Origin of the sequence: Pigmentiphaga litoralis (assembly GCF_048632615.1) — a bacterium.
GTDB lineage: Bacteria > Pseudomonadota > Gammaproteobacteria > Burkholderiales > Burkholderiaceae_B > Pigmentiphaga > Pigmentiphaga litoralis_B.
This window is the reverse complement of record NZ_CP184479.1, coordinates 2695359-2718646: the sequence shown is the minus strand read 5'-3', so window position 1 is coordinate 2718646 and position 23288 is coordinate 2695359. Positions and strand designations below refer to the sequence as shown.

19 protein-coding genes and 1 pseudogene are annotated in these 23288 nt (G+C 66.0%); 13 read left to right on the top strand and 7 right to left on the bottom strand.

What is annotated here, in order from left to right; all coding sequences use genetic code 11:
• Window positions 1-7 precede the first annotated feature (7 nt).
• From ACNANG_RS12190 to ACNANG_RS12150, 9 genes and pseudogenes are all read left to right on the top strand, one after another.
• Window positions 8-3025, top strand: a complete 3018-nt coding sequence (locus ACNANG_RS12190) for a xanthine dehydrogenase family protein molybdopterin-binding subunit (RefSeq protein ID WP_420227389.1) — start codon at window positions 8-10, stop codon at window positions 3023-3025.
• Window positions 3022-3852 (top strand): FAD binding domain-containing protein, encoded by an 831-nt coding sequence (locus ACNANG_RS12185; protein WP_420227388.1) that lies wholly within the window; start codon window positions 3022-3024, stop codon window positions 3850-3852. The genes ACNANG_RS12190 and ACNANG_RS12185 overlap by 4 nt, the downstream gene beginning before the upstream one ends.
• The gene (locus tag ACNANG_RS12180; protein WP_420227387.1) at window positions 3849-4382 is read left to right on the top strand and encodes a (2Fe-2S)-binding protein; all 534 of its coding nucleotides are present in this window, start codon (window positions 3849-3851) and stop codon (window positions 4380-4382) included. Before ACNANG_RS12185 ends, ACNANG_RS12180 begins: the two co-directional genes overlap by 4 nt.
• 1 nt (window position 4383) lies before the next feature.
• Window positions 4384-5957, top strand: a pseudogene (locus ACNANG_RS12175) (AMP-binding protein).
• 45 nt (window positions 5958-6002) lie between these two features.
• A complete protein-coding gene (locus ACNANG_RS12170; protein ID WP_420227386.1) occupies window positions 6003-7463 on the top strand; it encodes a UbiD family decarboxylase in 1461 nt (486 codons plus the stop codon).
• 51 nt (window positions 7464-7514) lie between these two features.
• Window positions 7515-8321 carry an enoyl-CoA hydratase/isomerase family protein gene (locus tag ACNANG_RS12165; protein WP_420227385.1) on the top strand — a complete coding sequence of 269 codons (807 nt, stop codon included), beginning with the start codon at window positions 7515-7517 and terminating at the stop codon, window positions 8319-8321.
• 6 nt (window positions 8322-8327) lie between these two features.
• Window positions 8328-9488 (top strand): alpha-hydroxy acid oxidase, encoded by a 1161-nt coding sequence (locus tag ACNANG_RS12160; RefSeq protein WP_420227384.1) that lies wholly within the window; start codon window positions 8328-8330, stop codon window positions 9486-9488.
• Between the two features lie 14 nt (window positions 9489-9502).
• Entirely contained in the window at window positions 9503-11179 is a 1677-nt protein-coding gene (locus ACNANG_RS12155) for a thiamine pyrophosphate-binding protein (protein WP_420227383.1), read from the top strand.
• A gap of 87 nt (window positions 11180-11266) precedes the next feature.
• The gene (locus ACNANG_RS12150) at window positions 11267-12400 is read left to right on the top strand and encodes a metallophosphoesterase (protein ID WP_420227382.1); all 1134 of its coding nucleotides are present in this window, start codon (window positions 11267-11269) and stop codon (window positions 12398-12400) included.
• Between the two features lie 64 nt (window positions 12401-12464).
• Here the strand turns inward: ACNANG_RS12150 and ACNANG_RS12145 are convergent, their stop codons facing one another.
• Window positions 12465-13460, bottom strand: coding sequence for a quinone oxidoreductase family protein (locus ACNANG_RS12145; RefSeq protein WP_420227381.1), 996 nt, complete (start codon window positions 13458-13460; stop codon window positions 12465-12467).
• Window positions 13461-13465: 5 nt separating this feature from the next.
• Window positions 13466-14446 (bottom strand): Bug family tripartite tricarboxylate transporter substrate binding protein, encoded by a 981-nt coding sequence (locus tag ACNANG_RS12140; RefSeq protein ID WP_420227380.1) that lies wholly within the window; start codon window positions 14444-14446, stop codon window positions 13466-13468.
• A 179-nt stretch (window positions 14447-14625) separates the two neighbouring features.
• Here ACNANG_RS12140 and ACNANG_RS12135 point away from each other — a divergent pair, with 179 nt between their 5' ends.
• Together ACNANG_RS12135 and ACNANG_RS12130 are read left to right on the top strand one after the other, a co-directional pair.
• Window positions 14626-15699, top strand: coding sequence for a PrpR N-terminal domain-containing protein (locus ACNANG_RS12135; RefSeq protein ID WP_420227379.1), 1074 nt, complete (start codon window positions 14626-14628; stop codon window positions 15697-15699).
• Window positions 15639-16589 (top strand): sigma-54 interaction domain-containing protein, encoded by a 951-nt coding sequence (locus ACNANG_RS12130; RefSeq protein ID WP_420227378.1) that lies wholly within the window; start codon window positions 15639-15641, stop codon window positions 16587-16589. Before ACNANG_RS12135 ends, ACNANG_RS12130 begins: the two co-directional genes overlap by 61 nt.
• Here the strand turns inward: ACNANG_RS12130 and ACNANG_RS12125 are convergent.
• The 5 genes from ACNANG_RS12125 to ACNANG_RS12105 form a co-directional block, all read right to left on the bottom strand.
• A complete protein-coding gene (locus ACNANG_RS12125; RefSeq protein WP_420227377.1) occupies window positions 16558-17523 on the bottom strand; it encodes a Bug family tripartite tricarboxylate transporter substrate binding protein in 966 nt (321 codons plus the stop codon). The genes ACNANG_RS12130 and ACNANG_RS12125 overlap by 32 nt on opposite strands.
• 72 nt (window positions 17524-17595) lie before the next feature.
• Window positions 17596-18750 (bottom strand): mandelate racemase/muconate lactonizing enzyme family protein, encoded by a 1155-nt coding sequence (locus tag ACNANG_RS12120; RefSeq protein WP_420227376.1) that lies wholly within the window; start codon window positions 18748-18750, stop codon window positions 17596-17598.
• Entirely contained in the window at window positions 18747-19742 is a 996-nt protein-coding gene (locus tag ACNANG_RS12115) for a hydroxyacid dehydrogenase (protein WP_420227375.1), read from the bottom strand. The genes ACNANG_RS12120 and ACNANG_RS12115 overlap by 4 nt, the downstream gene beginning before the upstream one ends.
• 21 nt (window positions 19743-19763) lie before the next feature.
• Complete coding sequence (locus ACNANG_RS12110) at window positions 19764-20903, bottom strand: mandelate racemase/muconate lactonizing enzyme family protein (RefSeq protein WP_420227374.1); 1140 nt, start codon at window positions 20901-20903, stop codon at window positions 19764-19766.
• A 45-nt stretch (window positions 20904-20948) separates the two neighbouring features.
• Window positions 20949-21278 (bottom strand): NIPSNAP family protein, encoded by a 330-nt coding sequence (locus ACNANG_RS12105; protein ID WP_420227373.1) that lies wholly within the window; start codon window positions 21276-21278, stop codon window positions 20949-20951.
• Window positions 21279-21384: 106 nt separating this feature from the next.
• On the opposite strand from ACNANG_RS12105, the gene ACNANG_RS12100 reads away from it, so the two are divergent.
• Both ACNANG_RS12100 and ACNANG_RS12095 read left to right on the top strand, forming a co-directional pair.
• The gene (locus ACNANG_RS12100) at window positions 21385-22140 is read left to right on the top strand and encodes a GntR family transcriptional regulator (protein ID WP_420227372.1); all 756 of its coding nucleotides are present in this window, start codon (window positions 21385-21387) and stop codon (window positions 22138-22140) included.
• A 360-nt stretch (window positions 22141-22500) separates the two neighbouring features.
• A complete protein-coding gene (locus ACNANG_RS12095) occupies window positions 22501-23286 on the top strand; it encodes a Bug family tripartite tricarboxylate transporter substrate binding protein (RefSeq protein ID WP_420227371.1) in 786 nt (261 codons plus the stop codon).
• The last annotated feature ends 2 nt before the right edge of the window (window positions 23287-23288 follow it).

Below are 23288 nucleotides of genomic sequence, written 5' to 3'. Positions count from 1 at the left end.
CATGACCATGAACCACGCGCTTGCCAACGCCGATACGCGGAACCCTCGCCCCCATCTGGGCCGCCCGCTGGAACGGGTCGAGGATCGCGCCCTGCTGACCGGGCGCGGGCGCTTCGGCGACGACGCTCCCGTTCGGGGCGATACCCTGCATGCCGCCATCCTGCGGTCGCCGCACGCCCATGCGCGTCTGCTTGCCGTGCATGCGGAGCGTGCGGAACGCATGCCTGGCGTGCGTGCCGTTCTGACGGGCGCCGACGTACAGCGCTGGTCGAAGCCGTTCATCGTCGGAGTCAAGCAGCCCATGGAATTGTGGGCGCTGGCGACCGACACCGTGCGCTACGTGGGCGAACCGGTCGCCGTCGTCATTGCCGAAAGCCGCTACCTTGCGGAAGACGCGCTCGATACCGTGACCGCCGAGTACGACACGCTGCCCGTGGTCGTCGACATCGACAGCGCCGTCGCCGCGGATGCACCCGTGCTGCACGGCAAGGTTGGCAGCAACGTCGTCAGCGACCGCAGCTTCCGCTACGGCGATCCTGACACGGCGTTCGCGAAAGCCGCGCATCGCATCCAGCTCACGGCGCGCTATCCCCGCAACTCGTGCACACCGATAGAAACCGCCGTCGTCATTGCCGAATTCATTTCGGAGCAGGACGGCTACGACATCCAGTCCAACTTCATGGGCCCGTTCTCGTTGCACACGGTCATGGCCATGGCGCTCAAGGTGCCCGGCAACCGGCTGCGCCACCGCACGTTCGCCGATTCGGGCGGCAGCTTCGGCGTCAAGCAGGCCGTCATGGCGCCGGCGGTGCTGATGTGCCTGGCCGCCAGGAAAGCGGGGGCGCCGGTGAAGTGGGTCGAAGACCGGCTCGAACATCTGACGGCGGCCACATCCGCCACCGGAAGGCTGTGCCATGCCGAAGCCGCCGTGGCCGCCGACGGCCGCATCACCGCTCTGTCGCTCGACCAGTTCGATGACTGCGGCGCCTACCTGCGCGCTCCGGAACCTGCCACCTTCTACCGTATGCACGGCTGCCTGACCGGCGCCTATGCGATCGAGCATCTGCGCGTCCGCAACCGCGTGGTACTGACCAACAAGACGCCGACGGGCCTGGTGCGAGGATTCGGCGGCCCGCAGGTGTACTTCGTGCTGGAACGGCTGGTGCAACGGATATCGGTGGAGCTGGGCCTGGATGTGCTCGATGTCTATCGGCGCAACTTCATTCGCAGCGATGCCTTTCCGTATCGCGCGGCGGCGGGCGCGCTGATCGATTCGGGCGATTACACCGGCGCGCTGGCGCTGTCCGTTCGCGAAGGGGGACTGGACGAACTGCGCGCACGCCAGGCCGCGGCGCGTTCGGAAGGTCGTCTGTATGGCATCGGCTTTGCGGCGATCGTCGAGCCGTCCGTGTCCAACATGGGTTACATCACGACCGTGATGCCCCGTGAACAGCGCGCACGCGCCGGCGCCAAGAATGGCGCGATCGCGGCCGCCACGGTGGGCATCGATCCCCTGGGCGGATTGAGCGTGGTCATTGCATCGGCGCCCGCCGGGCAGGGCCACCGCACCGTCTGCGCCCAGGTCGTTGCGGACGTGTTCGGCCTCGACCCGTCCGAGGTATCCGTCAACGTCGAATTCGATACGAGCAAGGACGCCTGGTCGGTTGCCGCCGGCAACTATTCGAGCCGGTTCGCGGGCGCGGTCGCGGGCACGCTGCACCTTGCCAGCATGCGCCTGCGCGACAAGCTCGCAGGCATCGCCGCGGTGTCGCTGGGCTGCGCCGCCGCGGACGTCGTCTTCGCGGGCGGCAAGATCCACGCGCGGGGCGCGGCGGACCCCAGCTTTCCCTTCGCGCGCCTCGCAGCCAGCCCGCATTGGGCGCCTAGCCTGCTGCCCGAAGGCACCGGGCCCGGCCTGCGCGAAACCGCCTTCTGGACACCGCCGCAACTGACCCCGCCGGACGGCCAGGATCGCGTGAACACGTCTGCCGCCTATGGCTTCGCCTTCGATATGTGCGCGGTGGAAATCGATCGCGATACCGGCCGCATCCGTATCGACCGGTACGTCACTACCCACGATGCCGGGACGCTGCTGAACCCGGCGTTGGCCGATGGCCAGATACGCGGCGCCTTTGCGCAGGGACTGGGCGCGGCGCTGATGGAAGAGTTCCGCTACGGCGCCGATGGCAGTTTCCAGTCCGGCACCTTCGCCGACTATCTGGTCCCGACCACGTGCGAAGTGCCCGATCCGGTCATCCTGCACATGGAAACGCCCAGCCCTTTCACGCCGCTGGGCGCCAAGGGGCTGGGCGAAGGCAACAACATGAGCACTCCACCCTGTATCGCGAACGCCGTTGCCGACGCATTGGGTTGCGACGACATCGTTCTGCCGCTGACGCCTTCGCGTGTCATGGCGCTGCTCGGCATGGAAGATCCGCCGGGCCGTCCTGACGGGACGGGGGACACGGCAGCAAAGGCAACGGCGCCGGCGACCACCGCATCGGCCACGGGCTCGGGCAAGACCTTGTCCGCGAAAGGCGACATCGTGCTTGCGGCGTCTCCCGAAGCAGTGTTCGCGGTGTTGCTGGACCCGGTGGCGCTTGCCCGGGTGATCCCGGGCTGCAATGCCCTGGAGACCGTCGGTCCGAACCAATACCGGGCGGACGTGACGATAGGCGTGGGCATGATCAAGGCGCGCTATGCGGCCGACATCGCGCTCAGCGATATCGAGGCGCCGCATCGGCTCAGGCTGGCCGGATCCGGCCTGTCGAGCGTGGGCGCGGCCAAGGGCAGTGGACTGGTCACGCTCACCGCCCATGCCGACGGCACGCTCCTGAGCTATGACTACGAGGCGCAGGTGTCCGGCAAGGTCGCCGCGGTCGGCGGCCGGATGCTGGACGGCGCCGCCAAGATCGTGCTGCGGCAACTGTTCGAACAACTTGGCAAGCAGGCGGGCGGCCCTGCCGCGCCGGCGCCGCGACAGGGATGGCGCCGGATCCTGCGACGCATGGGAGTGATGCGATGAAACCCGCAGCGTTCGACTACGTGCGCGCAGGGAGCGCCGACGAAGCCGCCAGACTCCTGACCTCGTTGGGTAGCGATGCGCGCATCCTGGCGGGCGGGCAGTCGCTGATGGCCGCGCTGAACATGCGGCTCGCGCAGCCCGGCGTGCTGATCGACATCTCCCGCACGCCAGACCTGGACTACATCCGCGTGGAGCAGGGCAAGCTGGCGATTGGCGCGGCAACCACCCAGGCCAGCGTGGAATGGCGGCCTGATCTGGCGCGCGATGTCCCGCTCCTAGCGCAAGCCTTCCCCTTCATCTCCCATTTCCAGATCCGCAATCGCGGCACGGTGTGCGGATCGATCGCGCATGCCGATCCCAGCGCGGAACTGCCGCTGGTGCTGCTGGCCCTCGACGGCGAGGTGGTGCTGCGCAGCGCGGCCCGGCGCCGCACGCTGCCGGCCGCGGACTTCTTCCAGGGGATGCTGATGACGGCGCGCGCGCCCGATGAACTGCTGGCCGAAGTCCGGTTTCCGTTGGCGGTGCCCGGCCAGCGATACGCATTCACGGAGTTCTCGGCCCGCCACGGCGACTTCGCCATCGTGTCGGCCGCCGCGGTGACCACCGGCAAGGAACTGCGCCTGGCGGTGGGTGGCGTTGCCGATCGCCCTCGCCTCCTTCGATTGCCAGCGGACCTGCGCGGCGACGCGCTGACCAGCGCAATCAACGATTTCGCATGGGACCTCGATGCGCAAGGCGACGCGCATGCCACCGCGATCTATCGCCGCCATCTCGTCCGGCGCCTGGGCGCCCAAGTCATCCAACGCGTGACGGAGACCACCGCATGACCGACACCCTTGCCCGCGACGCCCTGCACACCGTGCGCCTGCGGCTCAACGGCACCTCGCGCGGCGCGCCGTGCGAGACCCGCACCCTGCTGTCGGATTTCATCCGCGATTCGCTGGGCGCGACCGGCACGCACGTCGGATGCGAACACGGGGTCTGCGGGGCCTGCACCGTCCAGCTGGACGGCGTGGCCGTGCGGTCCTGCATGACGCTGGCCGTCCAGGCGGAAGGACGCGAGCTTGCCACGGTCGAAGGCCTGTGCGATGCGGACGGTCCGATGTCGGACCTGCAGGACGCCTTCAAGCGCCATCACGCCCTGCAATGCGGCTTCTGTACCGCCGGCATCCTGATGTCTTGCGACGACTACCTGCGACGCAAGCCCGATCCCAGCGAAGCCGAGGTGCGCGACATGCTGTCCGGCCACCTGTGCCGCTGCACCGGCTATACGCCCATCGTCCGCGCCGTGCTTGAGACCGCCGCGCAACGACGCTCTCGAGCCCTTTCATCCGTTCCATCCTTCCCGGAAGCCTGACATGCTCGATCTAGGAACCACCTTTCTTCAAAGTGTCGAGCGCAGCCCGCACGCGCTTGCTCTCGTGGACGACGGGGTCCGCTACACGTATCTGCAGTGGCATGGCCACGTGGCCCGCGCGGCTGCCGGCATGGCCTCGCTTGGCCTGGGACGCGGCGACCGCGTGGTGTCGGTGCTGCAGAACCGCAACGAGGCCGCCACGCTGCACTGGGCCTGCCAATTGGCCGGCGTCGTGCTCGTGCCCCTGAACTGGCGCGCCAAAGCCGAAGAGATCGACTACTGCGTGACCGATGCGGGCGCCAAGGCCCTGTTCTTCGAAGGCGTGAGCGAAGCGGCCACCCGGGACAGCGAACAGGCCAGGCCGCTGCCGCGCGTGGGCATCGGCGCGCTCGCTGAAGGCGTTGCCACGTTGCGGTGGGATGACCTGCTGTCGGCGGCCCCGCCCCTGCGAGGGTCATTGGCCGACGCCGATGACGTCTCGTTGATGCTTTACACCTCGGGCACGACGGGCCGGCCAAAGGCGTGCCACGGCGGCATCGCCAGGAGCGCGCCGCCGCCCTGGCCCACGTCGCGCAGAATCTGTATCGACGGTCGGAACGGACGTTGGGCGTGATGCCGCTGTATCACACCATGGGCGTGCGTTCGCTGCTTGCAATGGCCCTGGTGGACGGCACCTTCGTCTGCATGCCGCGCTTCGACACGCATCGCGCGCTTGCGCTGATCGAACAAGAACGCATCACTTGCCTGTACCTCGTGCCGACCCTGTACCACGACATGCTGGCCTGCCGGCAACGGGCCGGCCGCGCGGACCAGCCGGCATCCGACGTCGCCTCGGTCACCCGCCTGGGCTTTGCCGGGGCACCCATGCACGACGCGCTGCTGCAGCGCCTGCAACGGGTGTTCGAGCCTGAGCTGTTCGTCAATCACTATGGGTCATCCGAGGTCTACACCGTGTCGATCGACCCCGACGCGGTCCGCAAGCCAGGAAGCGCCGGACGCGCCGGTTTCAACACCCGGCTGCGCATCGTCACGCTCACGGCCCGCAACGCCGACGACGTTGCCGCGCCCGGTGAAGAAGGCCAGGTCATTGTCGACCTGCGTGGCGACGAAGCCTTCGAGGGCTACTGGAACCGGCCCGACGCCAATGCCAAGGCCCTGCGCGACGGCTGGTACTACACCGGCGATATCGGCTATCTCGACAAAGACGGCGATCTGTACGTGACGGGCCGGGTCGACGACATGATCATCAGCGGCGGCGAAAACATCTCGCCGGTGGATATCGAGTCGGTGATCTCCCTGTGCCCGGGCGTGGGCGAAGTCGCGGTGGCGGGATTGTCCGACGAGCGCTGGGGACAGCGGGTGGTCGCCTTCGTGACGCGCAATGGCCACGACGCGCTTGACGCCAGCGTCCTGGACCAGCATTGCCGCGGATCCGACCTGCCCAACTTCAAACGCCCGCGCGAGTATGTGTTCGTGGCGGAAATACCCAAGTCGCCGGTGGGAAAGATCCTGAGGCGCAAGCTCATTGCCGGCGAATACGTCGTGCAGACCGATACCGGCGGGCCGCCGGCCTGACCGGCATCATTCCGCAACCGCCCCCCTTTTCCTGGCAGACCTTCGATGACTTCCTCCGACACCTACGCCGGCTCGCGCCGCGCACCCTGCACCGACCTGCGCCAGTGGCTGGCTCACCTTGAAACGACCGGCCGCGTGGCCGTGATGCGGGAAGGCGTTCCGCTGCAGCACGCCCTGGCCGCCATCGCCAAACGGCTCGATGGCCAGAAGGCGGCGTACTTTCCGCGGCCGGGCGGCCATGCCATGCCGGTCATTTCGGGCTTCATGGCCAAACGCGCCTGGATCGCCGAAGCCGTCGGCGTCTCCGAATCGGAACTGCTCGCGCACTTTCGCGATGCGGCCGAACATCCGCTTGCATGGAAGGAATGGTCCGACGGCACCGCGCCTTGCCAGCAAGTCGTCCATCGCGACGTGGACGTTCTGGAAGTCCTTCCCGTTCCCACCCACAGCGAGCATGACAGCGGCCCCTACATCACGGCCGGCCTGGTCATCGCCCGCAATCCGGTCACGGGGGTGCAGAACGTGTCGATCAATCGCATCCAGGTTCATGACAAACAGAGAATGGCCATTCTGATGCTGCCGCGTCATCTGCTGGCCTTCTACAAGGAAGCCGAGGCGCGCAACCAGGCGCTGGATGTCGCCATCGTCATCGGGGTGGACCCGTTGACCTTGCTTGCGTCCCAGGCCATTGCCCCCATCGATGCGGACGAGCTAGAGATCGCCGGTGCCTTGCACGGGGCGCCACTGGACGTGGTCAAGTGCCTGACGCATGACGTCCGGGTGCCCGCGCACGGCGAGATCGTGATCGAAGGACGCATCCTGCCCAAGGAGCGCGATGCCGAAGGGCCCTTCGGGGAATTTCCCAAGTACTACAGTGCCCGCGAATACCGCGAAGTGATCCAGGTGGACGCCATTACGCACCGGACGGATCCCATCTTCCATACCATCATCCCCGCCGAAATGGAGCATCTGCTGCTCGGCTCCATTCCGCGCGAGGCCACCTTGCTTGCCTATCTGCAACGGAGCTTCTCCAATGTGCTGGACGTCCATCTGGCCATCGGCGGCGTCGGCCGCTATCACCTGCACGTGAAGATCCGCAAGACACACGAAGGGCAGGCCAAGAACGTGATCTGCGCCGCGTTCGGTGCGCACTACGACATCAAGCAAGTGATCGTGGTCGATGACGATGTCGAAGTGCACGATCCGCTGCAGGTGGAATGGGCCGTCGCAACCCGCTTCCAGGCGGACCGCGATCTCGTGGTCATTGCCGGCGCGCAAGGCTCGGTACTCGATCCTTCCACGACGGTCGGGCTGGACTTCAGCGAGGGCGTGCCGCCCGCGCATCTTCAAGGCGTCAGCGCCAAGATGGGCCTCGACGCCACCCGGCCCGTCGTCTATCACGAACACGTATTCACGAAGGTGCGCGTACCGGGAGAAGACGGCGTCGATCTCGACGCCGTGATCGATCCCGCCGGCCGCGCCAATTTCCTTGAACGCGCGTCGTAGTCCGATACGCCATCCGCATTCGTTTTTCATTCCTTTTTTCAAGAGACAGCCATGGCTTCACTTCCGCATCCCGCGCATCACCTCCTCGAGACCCTCGACGGCTTCCGTGTCGAGGTTTCGGCAACGAGACAGCGCGCCGACATCGTGCTCGCCCGGCCGCCCTTCAACATCATCTCCATGCGCCAGCGCGAACAGTTGCGGCTGGTTTTCGAAGCGCTGGACGAGCACCCCGACGTGCGCGTCATCGTGCTGCGGGCGGAAGGCGAGCACTTCTCGAGTGGAGGAGACATTCGCGGCTTCCTCGACGCCTCTCCCGAACATGTGTCGAAACTCGCCTGGAACATTGCCGCCCCGGCACGTTGCAGCAAACCGGTCATTGCAGCCAATCGCGGCTTCTGCTTTGGCGTCGGTTTCGAGATCTCGCTGGCCTGCGATTTCCGCCTCGTCACCGACACGACACGATATGCATTGCCCGAACAGAAACTCGGCCAGATTCCCGGGTCTGGCGGATCGGCCCGGCTGCAGAAAATGGTAGGTATCACGCGCACGAAGGACATCGTCATGCGCTCGCGGCGCATTGCCGGCCAGCAGGCCTACGAGTGGGGCGTGGCGACCGAATGCGTGGCCGACGCCGAGCTGGAAGCCGCGACGGATCGCCTGGTCGACGAACTTCGGGTGTTCTCGCCGCTGGCGCAGCGCACCGCCAAGAAGCTGCTCAACGACACGGAAGACTCGACCCTGGCGGTCTCGATCGAACTCGAAGGGCATTGCTACAGCCGGCTGCGCAGTTCAGACGATTTCCGCGAAGGCGTCGAAGCCTTCCACGGCAAACGCGCGCCAACGTTCACCGGAAAGTGATCGGCCATGCGGCTTGCCTCGTCCCTATCCCTTGCGGATCTTGAGGCCGCCGCGCGCAGCCGCCTGCCCCCAAGCATCTTTGGCTACGTCAGCGGCGGCTCCGAAGACCAGGCATCTCTCGTTGCCAACCGGGCGGCGTTCCAGCGTTGGCGTTTCCTGACGCGGCCGCTGGTCGATGTGTCGGTGCGATCGCAGGCGACGTCGCTGTTCGGGGTCTCGTACACATCACCGATCGGCATTGCGCCCATGGGGGTGTCGGGACTGTGTTGCTTCGATGGAGATGTGGCTCTCGCACGGGCGGCGGCGCAGGCCGGTGTTCCTTCGGTACTGAGCGCGGCATCCACGATTCCGCTGGAACGAGTCATGCGCGAGGCGCCTGGTACCTGGTATCAAGCCTATCTGCCCGCACAACCCGCGGTCATCGATCCGCTTCTGAATCGCCTTGGCGCCGCGGGTGTGGGCGTGCTTGTTGTGACCGTCGACGTCCAGATCGCCTCGACACGTGAAAACGAACTGCGCAATGGATTCAGCCTGCCACTGCGACTGACGCCGCGGCTGATGCTCGGCGGCGCGGCACGGCCTCGCTGGCTGGCCGGCACGTTCCTGCGCACGCTCTACCGGCAAGGCATTCCCCGATTCGAGAACTTCACGGCGACCCGCGGCGGCCGCATCATCACCGCGGCCAAAGGCGACCACCGGGCCGGCCGCGCCGCGATGACGTGGGAAGACATCCGGCGCATCCGTGACCGCTGGCCGGGCCGCTTGCTCATCAAAGGCATCCTCCGCCCCGAGGATGCCGTTGCTGCGCAGAGGATCGGCGCCGATGGCATCTTCGTATCGAACCATGGTGGCCGCCAGCTCGATGGCGCCGTGGCGCCGCTGGACGTCCTGCCCGCCATCGTCGCTGCCGCACCGGGTTTGACGGTGCTCCTTGACGGCGGCGTACGGCGGGGCACCGACGTGCTGAAAGCGCTGGCGCTGGGCGCGCATGCCGTCTTCATGGGCCGGCCAGCCATGTATGGACTGGCTGCGGGTGGTTATGCCGGCGTCGCCCGGGCGCTGTCCCTGCTTCGGCACGAGATCGACGTCGACCTGGCGCTGCTGGGTTGCCCCGACGTGCGGGAGCTAGGCATCGACTGGCTTGCACGCTACGAACCCCTTTCCTGATCGAGAGACCCCTTATGACCCTTCCATCCATTCCTGCACGGACCGGCGGCCGCATCCTGGTGGACGCGCTTGTCGGCCACGGCGTCGATACGGCCTATTGCGTGCCTGGCGAAAGCTATCTTGCCGTGCTCGACGCGCTGTATCAGGTGCGCGATACGCTTCGCCTTGTCGTGTGCCGTCAAGAGGGCGGCGCCGCGCACATGGCGGAAGCCCACGCCAAGCTGACCGGCGAACCCGGCATCTGCTTCGTGACCCGGGGCCCGGGCTCGACCAACGCCAGCATTGCCATCCATACCGCAAGGCAGGACTCCACGCCGCTCATCGTCTTTGTCGGACAGGTCGGCCGCGACGCCACCAGCCGCGAAGCTTGGCAGGAGATCGACTACCGGCACATGTTCGGCCATATCGCCAAATGGGTCGATCAAGTGGATGACGCGCGCCGCCTGCCCGAGTACATCAGCCGCGCGTTCCATGTCGCGACATCCGGGCGTCCGGGGCCGGTCGTCCTGGCACTGCCCGAAGACATGCTGACCGACACCGCCGAAGTCGCCGACGCGCCGCGGTATCGCCGAAGCAGCGCCGCGCCGTTGCCGGAATCGATGGACGCGGTACTGCGCGAGCTTGACCAGGCCCAGCGGCCACTCGTGGTTCTGGGAGGCGGCGGCTGGACGCGCGAGGCATGCGCCGATCTGACCGCCTTTGCGCATCGATTCGACCTTCCGGTGGCCTGCGCATTCCGCCGACAGGACCTGATCGACAACCATGACGACCATTACATTGGCGAAGCCGGGCTGGGCATGGACCCCGCGATTGCCCGACGCATCCGGGACGCGGACCTGATTCTTGCGGTGGGCGCGCGGCTGGGTGAAACGTCGACGCAGGGGTATGCCCTGTTGGATGTGCCGCGTCCACAGCAGCGGCTCGTGCACGTGCACCCGGACCCAAACGAGCTCGGCCACGTCTACCACGCGGATGTGCCCGTGAACGCCTCCATGCCCGCGTTTGCCAGCGCCGCGCGGGTGCTCGCCCCTTGCCGGCCGGTTCCGTGGGCCGACTGGACCCGGTCGGCGCGGGCCGACCAGCTTCACCACATCGAACCGCCCGCCGCAATGCCCGGTGACGTCGACTTGGGCCAGGTGATGATGCATCTGCGCGATACCTTGCCACCCGACACCATCGTGAGCAATGGCGCGGGCAATTACACCTTGTGGGTCCAGCGATTCTGGCGGTATCGCGGCCTGCGCACCCAGCTCGCACCGACCAGCGGCACGATGGGATATGGTCTTCCGGCAGCGATTGCGGCAAAGCTGGTGCACCCCGAACGCACCGCACTTTGCTTCGCGGGCGATGGATGTTTCCTGATGAGCGGGCAGGAACTGGCGACGGCAGTGCAGTACGGTCTGAAGGTTCTCATCATCGTCGTCAACAACGGTATGTATGGCAGCATCCGCATGCATCAGGAACGGCACTACCCTGGCAATGTGTGGGGAACCGCGCTCACCAACCCTGACTTCGCCGCGCTTGCCCGATCGTATGGCGCACATGGCGAGACCGTGACACGCACCGCCGATTTTCCAGAAGCGCTGCAACGCGCCAGGGCGGCGCAAGGGCCGGCGCTCATTGAATTGCAGGTCAGCGGCGAGGCGCTCTCACCTGGAGCCACGGTGACGTCGCTACGAGCGCGAAAATAAAAGCGCGGCCGGTAACGACGCGCAGCGCGAGCCTGCCACATCCGACGGGTATGATCACTGCCGTTCCCGCCTTCAGGCTTTCCCGCTGTGTTCCACATCAACCTGCTGATCGTCTATCTCTACGTCGTGCTGCGCGTGGTGCTGCCATTGCCATGGTCCGTGCGAAAACGCGCGGCGTTGGCCATCGTGCTGCTGGTGATCTCGAAATACCACCTGCTGCAGATCTGGACCTTCGGAACGATGTACTCGCCCGAAATGCCGCGGCCCTTGGTGCTCGGCATGGGATGGCTGTTCGTCGCATTCTTCCTGATGATCATCCTGACCGCGCTGTTCGACGTCGGGCTGCTCGCTGTGTGGGCAGTCCGCAAGGGGCGCGTTGTGGCGCGAACGTCCCGCACGCGCGGCCGGTACGCGGTCATGATCGGTGCGTTGTTGCTATCGGCCATCGGCGTACAGCAGGCGCTACAAGTGCCCGACGTGCGCCGCGTGGAAGTTGCGATCCGCAACCTTCCACCGGAACTGGACGGGTTCAGGATGGTGCAACTGACCGACCTGCACCTGCAGCGGCTGATGAATGCGGAATGGGCGGCCCAGGTCGTGGCACGCACCAATGCACTGTCGCCCGACCTGGTCGTCATCACGGGTGACCTGATCGACGGGAAGGTGGATGCGCGCCGCGCGGACATTCAGCCTTTGTCGGACCTGAAGGCACGCCACGGCGTCATCACCAGCCTGGGCAATCACGAGTACTACTTCGGCGCGCCGGAATGGACGGCCGAGTTCCAGCGGCTGGGCATGCGGGTGCTCGTGAATGAACACGCGGTCATTGGCGAGCCGGGCAAGGCGCTGTACGTGGCCGCCGTGACGGACATGGTCGCGACCCGCTTCGGTCTGGACAACGCGCCCGACCTCAGCCGCGCAATGAGCGGTGTTCCTGCCGGCGCGCCCGTCGTGCTGCTGAGCCACCGCCCGGTCGACATGCTGCGCAACGCCGCCGCGGGTGTCGGTCTGCAACTTTCCGGGCACACGCACGGCGGCATGATCCGCGGTTTCGACCTGATCGTGAAGCAGGCCAACGGCGGCGTGGTGTCCGGCAGGTACGACATGGGCGGCATGACGCTGTATGTCAGCAACGGCACCGGGCTGTGGAATGGGTTTCCGGTGCGCCTGGGCGTGCCGTCCGAGATCACGGAGTTCGTGTTGCGGACGGCGCCCAGGTAGCGCGAGCCGACTTGCGCGGCCAGGACCGGATCCGCCCAGGCAGGACGTCCTTGCCGCCCAGCTGTTACCGCTCCAGCATCACGACGGCCTTGCCCACCTGTTCCCTGTTTTCGATGCGCGCGTGCGCCGCGCGGACATCGTCCAGCGTATAACGCGCGGCCACGTCGATCCGCAGCGTGCCCTCGCGCAGCGCGCCGAACACGGCATCGGCGCGGCGTTGCACGATGGCCGCGCCCCGCATGTGGTCCGCCAGCCGGGGGCGGGTCAGGAACAAGGATCCCGCTTCCCCCAGTTCGATCGGATCGAGATCCCGCACCGACCCCGACACATTGCCGTAATTGACGATCAGGCCGCTGACGCGCGCGGCCCGCATGCTGTCGCGCAGCGTGGACTTTCCAAGCGAGTCGAACACCACGTCGACGCCCTCGCCGCGCGCGGCCTCGCGGACCGTATCGGCAAAACGCCCGTCGTCATAACCCATCACGTGATCCGCGCCGCAGGCCCACGCAACGGCGCGTTTGTCGTCGGTGCTGGCAGTGGCGAACACCATGGCGCCGCGCGCCTTGGCCATCTGGATGAGGATCTGGCCAATACTGCCGGATGCCGCATGGACCAGGCACGTATTGCCTGCCTGCAGGCGCGCGACGTCTTCGACCAGGTAATGCGCGGTGCAGCCCTGGAACATGGACGCGGCGGCCAGGTCATAGGGAACGTCGGGCGCGATACGCGCGGCAGACGCCGCCGGAATCGCCGCGTACTCGGCATAGCTGCCCCACGCGATGCACCAGGCGACCCGGTCACCGACGGCCAGATGGCGCACCTCGTTGCCGATCGCAACGACCTCTCCTGCGCCTTCCATGCCCAGCGTGCACGGCAGTCGTACCGGGTAGGTCCGTGACTGGGCATACTTGCCCTGCCGCGTGTGGATGTCCATGAAGTTGATGCCGGCGCAGGCGACCCGCACCAGCACGTCGTTGGCGCCCGGTACTGGGACGGGCGCGTCGCTGCGCCATTGCAGGACCTCGGGGCCGCCGTAGGCAGCGATGGTGATGGCACGCATGGTAGTCATTCCGGTTGGATTCCATTGGCGGCGATGACGGCGCGCCATCGCTCGGATTCTGTCTTGACGAACGCCGCGAACTGCTCCGGCGACCCGCCTCCTATTTCGTTGCCCTGGGCAAGCATCTGCGCGCGGATGTCCCGATCGGCCAATGCGCGGTTAAGGGTTGCATTCAACACCTGCACGGTCGCAGGGGGCATGCCCGCCGGCCCGATCAGGCCTTGCCAGTTCTCGATATGAAAGCCTGGAAGCCCCGCTTCCGCCATCGTCGGGATCCCGGGCGCGACCGGCGATCGGTGCTCGCTGGTGATGGCCAGGGCGCGCAACCTTCCTGACTTCATGGAAGGCATGGCGGAATACATCGGCTCGAAAACGAAGTCCAGCTGATTGCCCATCAACGCCACCACGGCGGCAGCGCCACCCTTGTAGGGAATATGGACAAGGTCGGTTTTGGTCATCGATCGCAAGAGCTCGCCCGACAGATGATGCGCGCTTCCCGTGCCGCTGGACCCGTAGGACAGCCCGCCCGGCTTGCGGCGTCCGCCTTCCAGCAGATCCGCCACGGTGCGATAGCTCGATTCCGCCGGGACCATCAGCATCAGCGGTCCGCGTTCGATCAACGCAATCAGCGAGAGCTGCGTAATCGGGTCGAACGACGTTTTGCGATATAGCGCCGGGTTGACGGCAAGCGGCGCCAGGTTGCCCATGCCTATCGTGTAGCCATCGGGTTCGGCGCGCGCGACGGCATCCGTGCCGATGTTGCCATTGGCGCCCGGCCGGTTCTCGACGATCACGGGTTGTCCAAGCGCGGACGCCATGAAACGGGCCAGCTGGCGGGCGCGTTGATCGGTACTTCCCCCGGCCACATAGGCAACGATCAGGGTGATCGGCCGCGAAGGGTAGCGCCCCGGGCCGTCAGCGGACGCGGCAAGGGAAGGTGCGGCCAGGGCGGCGGCGGTTGTTTTCAGGAAGGTGCGGCGTTGCATGCATGTCTCCGTTCTTGTCAGCGGACCCTGACAATGCAAGCGCGGTGCCAGGCCAGAACCTTCCATAAGTCATTGATGAAAAAGCGTTTTTTATGTTCCGCAGACCGGCCGGTGTTTCATCTCTGGCACGGTATGTCCAAGCCTGCAACGCCGCGGTACGATGCCTGATGCACATCCCCATGACCTCCGAACCGGACCTTGCGCCGTCTGCTCCCGTCGACATATGGGGCGTCAGCGCGTTCGACCTGGCCGAACTCATTGCGCTTTCCGCGCCCGCATTTGCCGGCCGCGCACGTGTCCAGATCATTGACGACCACTTCGAGGGCGCCGCCGACAAGATCCGCCAGCGGCTGCATCATGCGCACTGCGACGTGCTGCTGAGCGCAGGCGCAAATGCCGATTACTTGCGGGCCACATTCAACCTGCCGGTCGTGACCGTACGGGTTGGCGGCTATGACGTCATGCGCGCCTTGACCCAGGCCCGCCAGTTGTCAGGACGCATGGCGCTGTTGCTGCACCGTGAGGTACCCGCCGAGATCGACGCGTTTCTGGCCACCTTCGGCATCGAGCTGGAGGTGCGCGCCTACGACACCGAATCCGAAGCCCGCCATGTCGTGAAGAAGCTTGCAAAGCAAGGCGTGCGGGTCGTTATCGGCGCAGGCCTGGCGATGCGCGTGGCGCGCGACCACGGCCTGGCAGGCGTCTTCCTCTATTCGGCCGCTTCGGTTGCGCAGGCGATCGAAGATGCCGTGCAAGGCGTCGTGGCGCGCCGCCGTGAAGCGGCGCAACAGCGCACCCTGTCGTCGGTGCTGGCCCATCTCGATGAAGGCGTCATCGCCGTCGACACTCAGGGGCGCATCACGGCCGCCAACCGTGCGGCCGATACCTTGACCGGACGCGGCCTTGGCGTTGCGCTAGGCCGTCCCCTGCGCGACGTCATTCCCCCGCTGGACCCGGCATCGCTGTTCGTCCACGGCGAGTCGCGGCGGTCGGACGTCCATCGCTTCGATCAGCAGAGCGTGGCGGTCGACGCCGTCGCCTTGTTCGACGAAGGCCGCCCCGCGGGCGTTGCCTATACCCTGCACGCCGCAACCGCCGTCGCCAGCGCGTTCCGCAAATTGCGGGCGCATGACAAGGCCCGGCCCCCGCGACGCGATACACGCTGGCGCAGATCGTGCAGGCATCGCCGCCCATGCAGGCCGTCGTCAGGCGCTGCAACACCATTGCCGCTCGCAGCGACGCCACGGTATTGATCCGTGGACCGAGCGGCGTCGGCAAGGAATTGCTGGCGCAGGGCATCCATCACGCCAGCCGGCGGCGGGCGCATGCCTTTGTCGCGGTCAACTGCGGCGCGCTGACCGACAGCCTGATCGAAAGCGAGTTCTTCGGGTATGAAGACGGTGCGTTCACCGGCGCACGCCGCAGCGGCAAGGCGGGTCTGTTCGAAGCCGCGCATCGCGGCACGCTGTTCCTTGACGAGATCGCGGAACTGCCGCTGCTGATGCAGACGCGGTTGCTGCGGGTCCTGCAGGAACGGGAGGTCACCCGCGTCGGTGCGGTGCAGCCCACCGCGGTCGACGTGCGCATCATTGCCGCGACCCATGGCGACCTGGCGGCCAAGGTGCGCGAAGGCAGCTTCAGACAGGATCTGTATTACCGCCTCGCGGTACTTCGCATCGACGTTCCGCCCCTCCGCGATCGCCCGGAAGACATCGATGCGCTGGCCCGCCACTATGTCGGCGCGGCCCTGCGTGATGCGGGCGTGGAACCGTACCTGGCATCCGTTCTGGACGTGCTTGCCGAAGGACTGGCCGGCCACACCTGGCCTGGCAACGTGCGCGAAATCGACAACGTTGCGCGGCGCATTGCGCTGGCCTGCGCCGAATTCGACCGGCCGATCAGTGCACGGGAAATGCGGTCCCTGCTGGACCTGGACCCGGACGCGGACGTGGCCGGCTCCACACCGGCCCGTGCGCTGGCCGCCTCGACCCGCGAGCAGGAACGCCGCCACGTGCGCGCCGTGGTGGCGGCCTGCGGCGGCAACCAGGCCGAAGCCGCCCGCCGCCTGGGCATCAGCCGCAGCACGCTGTGGCGCAAGCTGCAGCCAGATATCAATCCGGCTTCACATTCGCCACCTGGATGATCTTCGCGGCCTTGTCCATTTCCGACTTGATATGCGCCGCGAACTGATCGGGCGAACTCGCCACGATCAGCACACCGGCCTTGGTCAGGGTCTCTTGGATGCCAGGATCCTTCAACGCCGCAACGATCTCCGTATTGAGCTTGCTCAAGACGTCCTTGGGCATCTTGGCCGGGCCGACGAAGCCATACCACGACGTCGCCTCATATCCCGGCACGCCAGACTCGGCCACGGTCGGCACGTCCGGCAAGGACGGCAGGCGCTGCGCCGACGCCACCGCCAAGGGCAGCAGCTTGCCGCTGTTCACATGCGGCATGGCGGTAGGCAGCACGTCAAACTCCAGCACGACGCGGCCCCCCAACAAGTCGGTATAGGAGTTGGATGAGCCCTTGTACGGGACGTGCACCATGCTGATGTCCGCCATGTGCGCAAACTGTTCCATGGCCAGATGCTGCGACGATCCGCCGCCGCCCGACGCGTAGCTGATGCCGCCGGGCGATGCCTTGGCCTTCTCGACCAATTGCTTGACGTTGCGCACCTTGAGCGACGGATGCGCGATCAGGATCATCGGCGCCGACACGGCCAGGGAAATCGGCGTGAAGTCGTTGATGGTGTCATACGTCACGTTCTTGTACAGGCTGGCGTTGGCGGCATGGGTGCCGGGCGATGCAATGCCCAGGGTGTAGCCGTCAGGCGCGGCCTTGGCGACCGCGTCGGCGCCGATCATGCCGTTGGCGCCGGGGCGGTTTTCCACCACCACCGTCTGCCCCATGCGTTCCGACAGGCGCTGGCCCACGGCGCGCGCCAGCAGGTCGGTGGTGCCGCCCGCCACGTAAGGAACAATGATGCGGATGGGCTTGTTGGGATAGCCCTGCGCAAAGGCGGTCAGGGGCGTGGCCAGCGCCAGGCAGGCCGTCAGCAGAATGCGGGTGTTCATCGTCGTCTCCTCCAGGGGCCTCGTCGGGCCATTTTGGTTGGGGTGGAACAAAAAGCGTCAGGTCATGCCGGCTCACACATAGGCCGGTCCCTCGATGCCCGGATGGGCACGCAAGAAGTCTTCGTCCACGTCCACGCCCAGGCCGGGCTTGTCGCCAGGCATGACGCAGCCGTTGTCATCGAGCAGATCGGGGCGCGAGGTCAGGGCATCGCGGAACAGGTTTTCTTTCGCGACGTCGGCCTCGAAGTAACCCGGGTTGTCGATGGCGGCCAGGAAATGGATGCTGGCGGACATGTTCAGCCCGCTGGCTGACGTGTGCGGATGGATCTGCAGCTTCTCGCTGGACGCCATCGCGGCAATCCGCAGGGCTTCGGTGATCCCGCCTGTCTTGGACAGATCAGGCTGCAGCACCTGCACCGCGCCGTCGGCAATCAGGCGGTTGAATTCGAAGCGCGTGAAGTGGTTTTCCCCGGCAGCCAGCGGCACGGCGCCCAGCTGCGACGCATCCAGGTAGCTGCGGTAATCGTGCGGGGCGAACGGCTCTTCCAGCCACAACACGCCCAGCGCGTCCAGCGCCGGCATGACCTTGCGCACGTCGGCCAGCGTGTAGCCGGTGTTGGCATCGACCATGATGCCCAGGTCATCGCCACATGCTTCCCGCACGGCGGTCAGGCGTTCGATATCACGCCTGGCCGTGTCGCCAAAGCGGAGCTTGACGGTGCGATATCCCTGCGCCCGCAGGGCCTCGACCTCGTCCACCAGTTCCGACGGCGGCTGGAAGCCCAGCGAAATACCGCCCGCGTAGGCAGGCAAAGGCTTGCGGCTTCCGCCCAGCAACTTGTACAGCGGCCACCCCACGGCCTTGCCGCGGATGTCCCACAGCGCCTGGTCGATACCGCTCATGGCGAGCGCGCACGCCGTGCCCATGCCATGGCTGGCCAGCTGCCGCTGATAGATGCGCGACCAGACGCCCACCACGTCGGACGCGTCCATGCCCAGCACCAGTTGCTTCAGCGTGGTGTTGATCAGTTGAACAATGGCGCCGGGGCAGCGGCCATGGTGCGATTCGCCCCAACCCACGATGCCGCTTTCGGTGGTCACCTTCACGATCAATGCATCGCGTTTGACGGCGCGGCCGATGCCCAGGGTCACGCCCTGCTTGACCGGAAACGAGGTCGCAAACCCTTCGATGCGCGCGATCTTCAGACTGCTGTCGGCGTTGATCATGCAGCGGCCTCCTTCGCATGCTGCCGAGCCGCCGCGCCGTCCCAGGTTTCCGGATTGACGAGATGGGTGGGCCGCTCGCCGCGGATCAGCTGCACCAGTTGACGGGCTGCGCCCTCGCTCATCTTGACCGAGCTTTCTTCGGTCAGGGCCGCCACGTGCGGCGTCAGCATCGCATTGCGCGCGGTCAGCAGCGGGTGGTCGCGCCGCAGCGGCTGGTCTGCATAGACGTCGATCGCCGCGCCGGCGATGACGCCCGCATTCAAGGCCTCGGCCAACGCCAGTTCATCCACCACTTCGCCGCGCGCCGCATTGACCAGCCATGCCGACGGCTTCATGGTCTTGAGGCGATCGAGCGTGATCATGTGCCGGGTCTGGTCCGTCAGCGGGCAATGCAGCGTCACGGCGTCACTGCGCGCCAGCAGGTCTTCCAGCGGCACCGCCTCGACGTCATCGGGCAGGCCGGCGGCGTTGGGCTGATAGCCCAGCACCTTCATTCCCAGGCCGTCATGGCAGATGCGCGCCACGCGCCGGCCGATGTCGCCGACACCCACGATGCCTATCGTCTTGCCCGACCATTCGAAGGTGGCGCCGGACAAGGCCCGGGCAGTGCCCCAGTCGGTTTCGTGCAGGCTGCGGTCGATGGCGCCGAACCGACGCGCGGCATGCAGCAGGCTGCCCACCACGTACTCGGCCACGGCCTGTGCATTGGCGCCGGGCACGTTGGCCACTGGCACGCCTTGCGCGGTCGCGGCCGCCACCGGGATCATGTCCAGGCCCGTGCCGTTACGCACGATACCCTTGAGGCGGTGCGGCCGGTCCAGCAGGTCGGCCGGAAGATGGTTGCGCACCAGCAGATAGTCGGCATCGCCCACCATGCGGCGGAACGTATCCGCCTGCGTATCGGGCGCGACGATGATGTCGGCGATGCCGGCAAGCATGGCGTCGCCGGACGGGTGCATGGGCAAGGTGCAGAGCACCACGGGTCGGGTCATCGGGATCTCCTTGATGCCGGCTTATGCGACACGGTATTTGTCGAGGACGGCGCGGTCGATCTCGATGCCGAGCCCCGGCCCGGTCGGCACATGCACGATGCCGCCCACATGCGTCAGCGTGGTGCTGCTGAGTTCGTCGCGGAACGGATTGAAGGTCTGCTCGTACTCGAGCATGGGCGGCTGCGGCACCAGGCAGGGCGGGGTGTTGGGCAACGACGCCAGGAAGTGCATGGTCGCGGCCAGGCCGATGGCCGTGCCCCACGCATGCGGCACGCACTGGATCGCCTGCGCCTGCGCCAGCGCGGCGATCTTCTTGCATTCGGTAATGCCACCCGCGGCGCATACATCGGGCTGCACGATGTCCATCGCGCGCTTTTCCAGAATGCGGCGGAAGCTGAACTTGGTGAACTCGTTTTCGCCGCCGGCCACCGCCATGTCCAGTTTGCGCGAGACCTCGACATAGCCATCCAGGTCTTCGGGCGAGATCGGCTCTTCGAACCAGTGCACGCCCAGCTTTTCCAGTTCCCGGCCCAGGTTGATGGCCTGCGGCACCGTGAAGCAATGGTTGGCGTCGACCATCAATTGAATGTCGTTGCCGATCGCATCGCGCACGGCCGCGACGCGGTCGATGTCCCTGGTCTGCGACCCCAGGCCGATCTTCATCTTGATCGCTTTGAATCCCTGGTCCACATAGCCGCGCGCTTCTTCCACGGCCTGCTCGTTCAGGCGGTCCATGTCCTTGAAGTACAGGCCGGTCGCATACGCCTGCAGTTCGGTGCGGAAGGCGCCGCCGATCAGCTTGTGGATGGGCTTGCCGACCGCCTTGCCGATGATGTCCCACAACGCGATGTCCACACCGCTGATGGCCGAGATGGTCATGCCGGTCAGGCCGTAGTCCTTGACCTTGTTGTACAGCTCTTCCCAGATCACTTCGACATCGAACGGGTCGCGGCCGATCAGGCTCGCGCGCAGCACGGTGTCGACGATGGCCTTGTTGACCGCAGCCGGACCATAACAATCGCCCCAGCCAATGACGCCTTCGTCGGTCACGATCTCGACGACGAGCGCGCCCTTGGTCTTGTAGAACCAGCCGCGCGACGAGGTAAAGGGCTCATCGACATTGACCAGCAACTGGTGGGTGATGACATCGGTAATTTTCATGTGGGGCTCTCGAACAGGAAGTGCGGGTAAGGGGGATGGCGGGGTTCAGTACGCGGGGCCATCGGCCCACGGCGAAAACGGCGCGGGCACGAGGATGCGGTTTTCCTGGGTCAGCACGAAGGGCTGGACCTTGGCCGCATAGGCTTGCCAGTCGGGGTTCTGCAGCAGGGTCGCGCGGCGCGCGGCGCGGTCGGCCAGGCTTTCATACGCCCACAGGTGCACGACCTGATTCAGCGTGCCGATCTCCGTGGTGAAGTACCCGACGAGGTTGCCCAGGATGGGCCGCTGGATGGCCAGCCCTTCCGCTTCGTAGGCACGGACATAGGGCAGGGCTTTGCCGCAATGGCAGGTGTAGGTTCGTTCTTCGACGATCACGAGGTCTCCTCTCGATTACTATAGTCCTATATAGTGCTTTGGATTATAGGCTTGAGAAAACCCATGTCAATCATTCCTTCGCATCCGGTTTTGTAGAATGCAGCCCATGACCTCCGCCCCCAACTGGCTCGCGGGCCGCCTGAAGAACGACGCTGGTTCGGGCCTGCCCAAGTACTTGCAATTGCGCAAGGCCATCTCCGACGCGATCGCCGATACCACCCTGACCGAAAGCGAAAAGCTGCCGGCCGAAGAGGTGTTGGTGAAAATGAGCGGGTTCAGTCTTGGCACCGTGCAGCGCGCGCTGAGCGTGCTGGTGGATGACGGCCTGCTGACGCGCAAGCAGGGATCGGGCACCTTCGTGGCCGACAAGGAAGCGCCGATGCGCGCGCCTTTCTATCACTGCAAGTTTCTGGACGAAGCGTCGGGCGAGATCCTGCCGATCTACTCGCGCATCCTGGGCCGAAGCGTAGTCACCGGCACGGGCGCATGGAGCGACCATCTGCGGGGCGACGAACATGTGTGCATCGAACGCATGTTTTCGATCAACAACGAATTCGATGTCTACACACGTGCGTACATCGTGCGGGGCGTCTTTCCCCTGCTCGATGACTCTCCGCTGGATGCCCTGAGCGGCATCAACATCAAGGAGTTGCTGGAACGCGAATACCGGCGGCCCGCCACGCGCTTTTCCGAAAAGCTGTCGGTCAGCGCGTTTCCGCCGGCAGTGTGCAAGCTGCTGAAGCTTCCCAAGGGATCGGCGGGCGCCACCCTGGACATTTCGGCCTTCGACCGGCGCGGCGAAGCCGTCTACTTCCAGTCCTTGTCGATTCCGCCAAACCCGCGCAAGCTGGTCGTGAGCTGATCACGGGTAAACCATCACAACGAATCGAGCGCAATAATTTATAATTTTTTCATAAATTATATGAACAGAGAGTTCATATAAGCGGGTATACGGCAATACGCTCTGTCGCAGGTTATCCCGACCTGTCCACCAAGGACACCCAATGAAAACTTCACATCCTGTATCGCCGCGGACAGCATTCGCAAGTGCCATCGCACTGTCCATCGCTTCGTTGCTTGCCCTGGCTGCGCCTGCCCAGGCAGCCGACTACCCCGTCAAGCCGGTCAGGATCGTCGTGGCCTATCCCGCCGGGGGGATACCGACGTCATCGCGCGGTGGATTGCCGAAAAGCTGGCCGCCAAATGGGGTCAGCCGGTCGTCGTGGAAAACCGCGCCGGCGCGGCGGGGTCGATCGGCAGCGCGTACGTTGCCCGTGCTTCCGCGGACGGCTACACGCTGCTGGTGGCGCCCAACACCCTGGCCATCGTTCCCTATGTGCTCAAGCCTGGCAGCGGCGGCGAGTACAACGCCAAGACCGACTTCACGCCCATCTCCGAAATCGGGCGCCAATCGCTGTTCATGGTGGGCGCCGACCATGCCGGCCTGAAGTCGGTGGACCAGGTCGTGAAAGAAGCCCGCGCGGGCAAGGTCACCAGTTACGCCAGCCCGGGCAGCGGCTCGCCCATGCATATCCTGTCGGAACTGTTCGACCGGTCCGCGGGCATCAAGCTGACGCAGATCCCGTATCGAGGCAGCGCGCCCGCCATCGTCGATCTCGTCGGGGGCCAGGTGCCGGTCATGTATTCGACGATCGGCCCGCTCGCGCAGTACATGGCAACCGGCAAGGTCCGCCTGCTTGGAGTGGCCGACAAGGTGCGCTCACCCTTCGCGCCCGATGTGCCGACCTTTGCCGAGCTGGGCTACAAAGACGTGGAAGTCAGCGCCTGGCAGGCCATTCTCGGTCCGCGCGGCCTGCCGCCCGAGGTCGTCCAGAAGGTGAACCTGGCCGTCAACGACATCCTGAAAATGCCTGACGTGGCCGATCGCATGAAGGCACTGGCCATCCTGCCCACCGGCGGTACGCCGGAACAGATGGGCGCCGTCATCACCGCCGAAGACGCCCGGTACGGCAAGATCATCAAGGACTTCGGCATCCGCGCTGACTGAGC

Bases quoted from the DNA above. Each gene is read 5' to 3' on its own strand.
- ACNANG_RS12185 (WP_420227388.1), top strand. From the start codon at position 3,022: ATGAAACCCGCAGCGTTCGACTACGTGCGCGCAGGGAGCGCCGACGAA.
- ACNANG_RS12170 (WP_420227386.1), top strand. From the start codon at position 6,003: ATGACTTCCTCCGACACCTACGCCGGCTCGCGCCGCGCACCCTGCACC.
- ACNANG_RS12180 (WP_420227387.1), top strand. From the start codon at position 3,849: ATGACCGACACCCTTGCCCGCGACGCCCTGCACACCGTGCGCCTGCGG.
- ACNANG_RS12140 (WP_420227380.1), bottom strand. From the start codon at position 14,446: ATGCAACGCCGCACCTTCCTGAAAACAACCGCCGCCGCCCTGGCCGCA.
- ACNANG_RS12190 (WP_420227389.1), top strand. From the start codon at position 8: ATGAACCACGCGCTTGCCAACGCCGATACGCGGAACCCTCGCCCCCAT.
- ACNANG_RS12145 (WP_420227381.1), bottom strand. From the start codon at position 13,460: ATGCGTGCCATCACCATCGCTGCCTACGGCGGCCCCGAGGTCCTGCAA.
- ACNANG_RS12155 (WP_420227383.1), top strand. From the start codon at position 9,503: ATGACCCTTCCATCCATTCCTGCACGGACCGGCGGCCGCATCCTGGTG.
- ACNANG_RS12100 (WP_420227372.1), top strand. From the start codon at position 21,385: ATGACCTCCGCCCCCAACTGGCTCGCGGGCCGCCTGAAGAACGACGCT.
- ACNANG_RS12160 (WP_420227384.1), top strand. From the start codon at position 8,328: ATGCGGCTTGCCTCGTCCCTATCCCTTGCGGATCTTGAGGCCGCCGCG.
- ACNANG_RS12120 (WP_420227376.1), bottom strand. From the start codon at position 18,750: ATGATCAACGCCGACAGCAGTCTGAAGATCGCGCGCATCGAAGGGTTT.
- ACNANG_RS12110 (WP_420227374.1), bottom strand. From the start codon at position 20,903: ATGAAAATTACCGATGTCATCACCCACCAGTTGCTGGTCAATGTCGAT.
- ACNANG_RS12125 (WP_420227377.1), bottom strand. From the start codon at position 17,523: ATGAACACCCGCATTCTGCTGACGGCCTGCCTGGCGCTGGCCACGCCC.
- ACNANG_RS12165 (WP_420227385.1), top strand. From the start codon at position 7,515: ATGGCTTCACTTCCGCATCCCGCGCATCACCTCCTCGAGACCCTCGAC.
- ACNANG_RS12115 (WP_420227375.1), bottom strand. From the start codon at position 19,742: ATGACCCGACCCGTGGTGCTCTGCACCTTGCCCATGCACCCGTCCGGC.
- ACNANG_RS12130 (WP_420227378.1), top strand. From the start codon at position 15,639: ATGCAGGCCGTCGTCAGGCGCTGCAACACCATTGCCGCTCGCAGCGAC.
- ACNANG_RS12135 (WP_420227379.1), top strand. From the start codon at position 14,626: ATGACCTCCGAACCGGACCTTGCGCCGTCTGCTCCCGTCGACATATGG.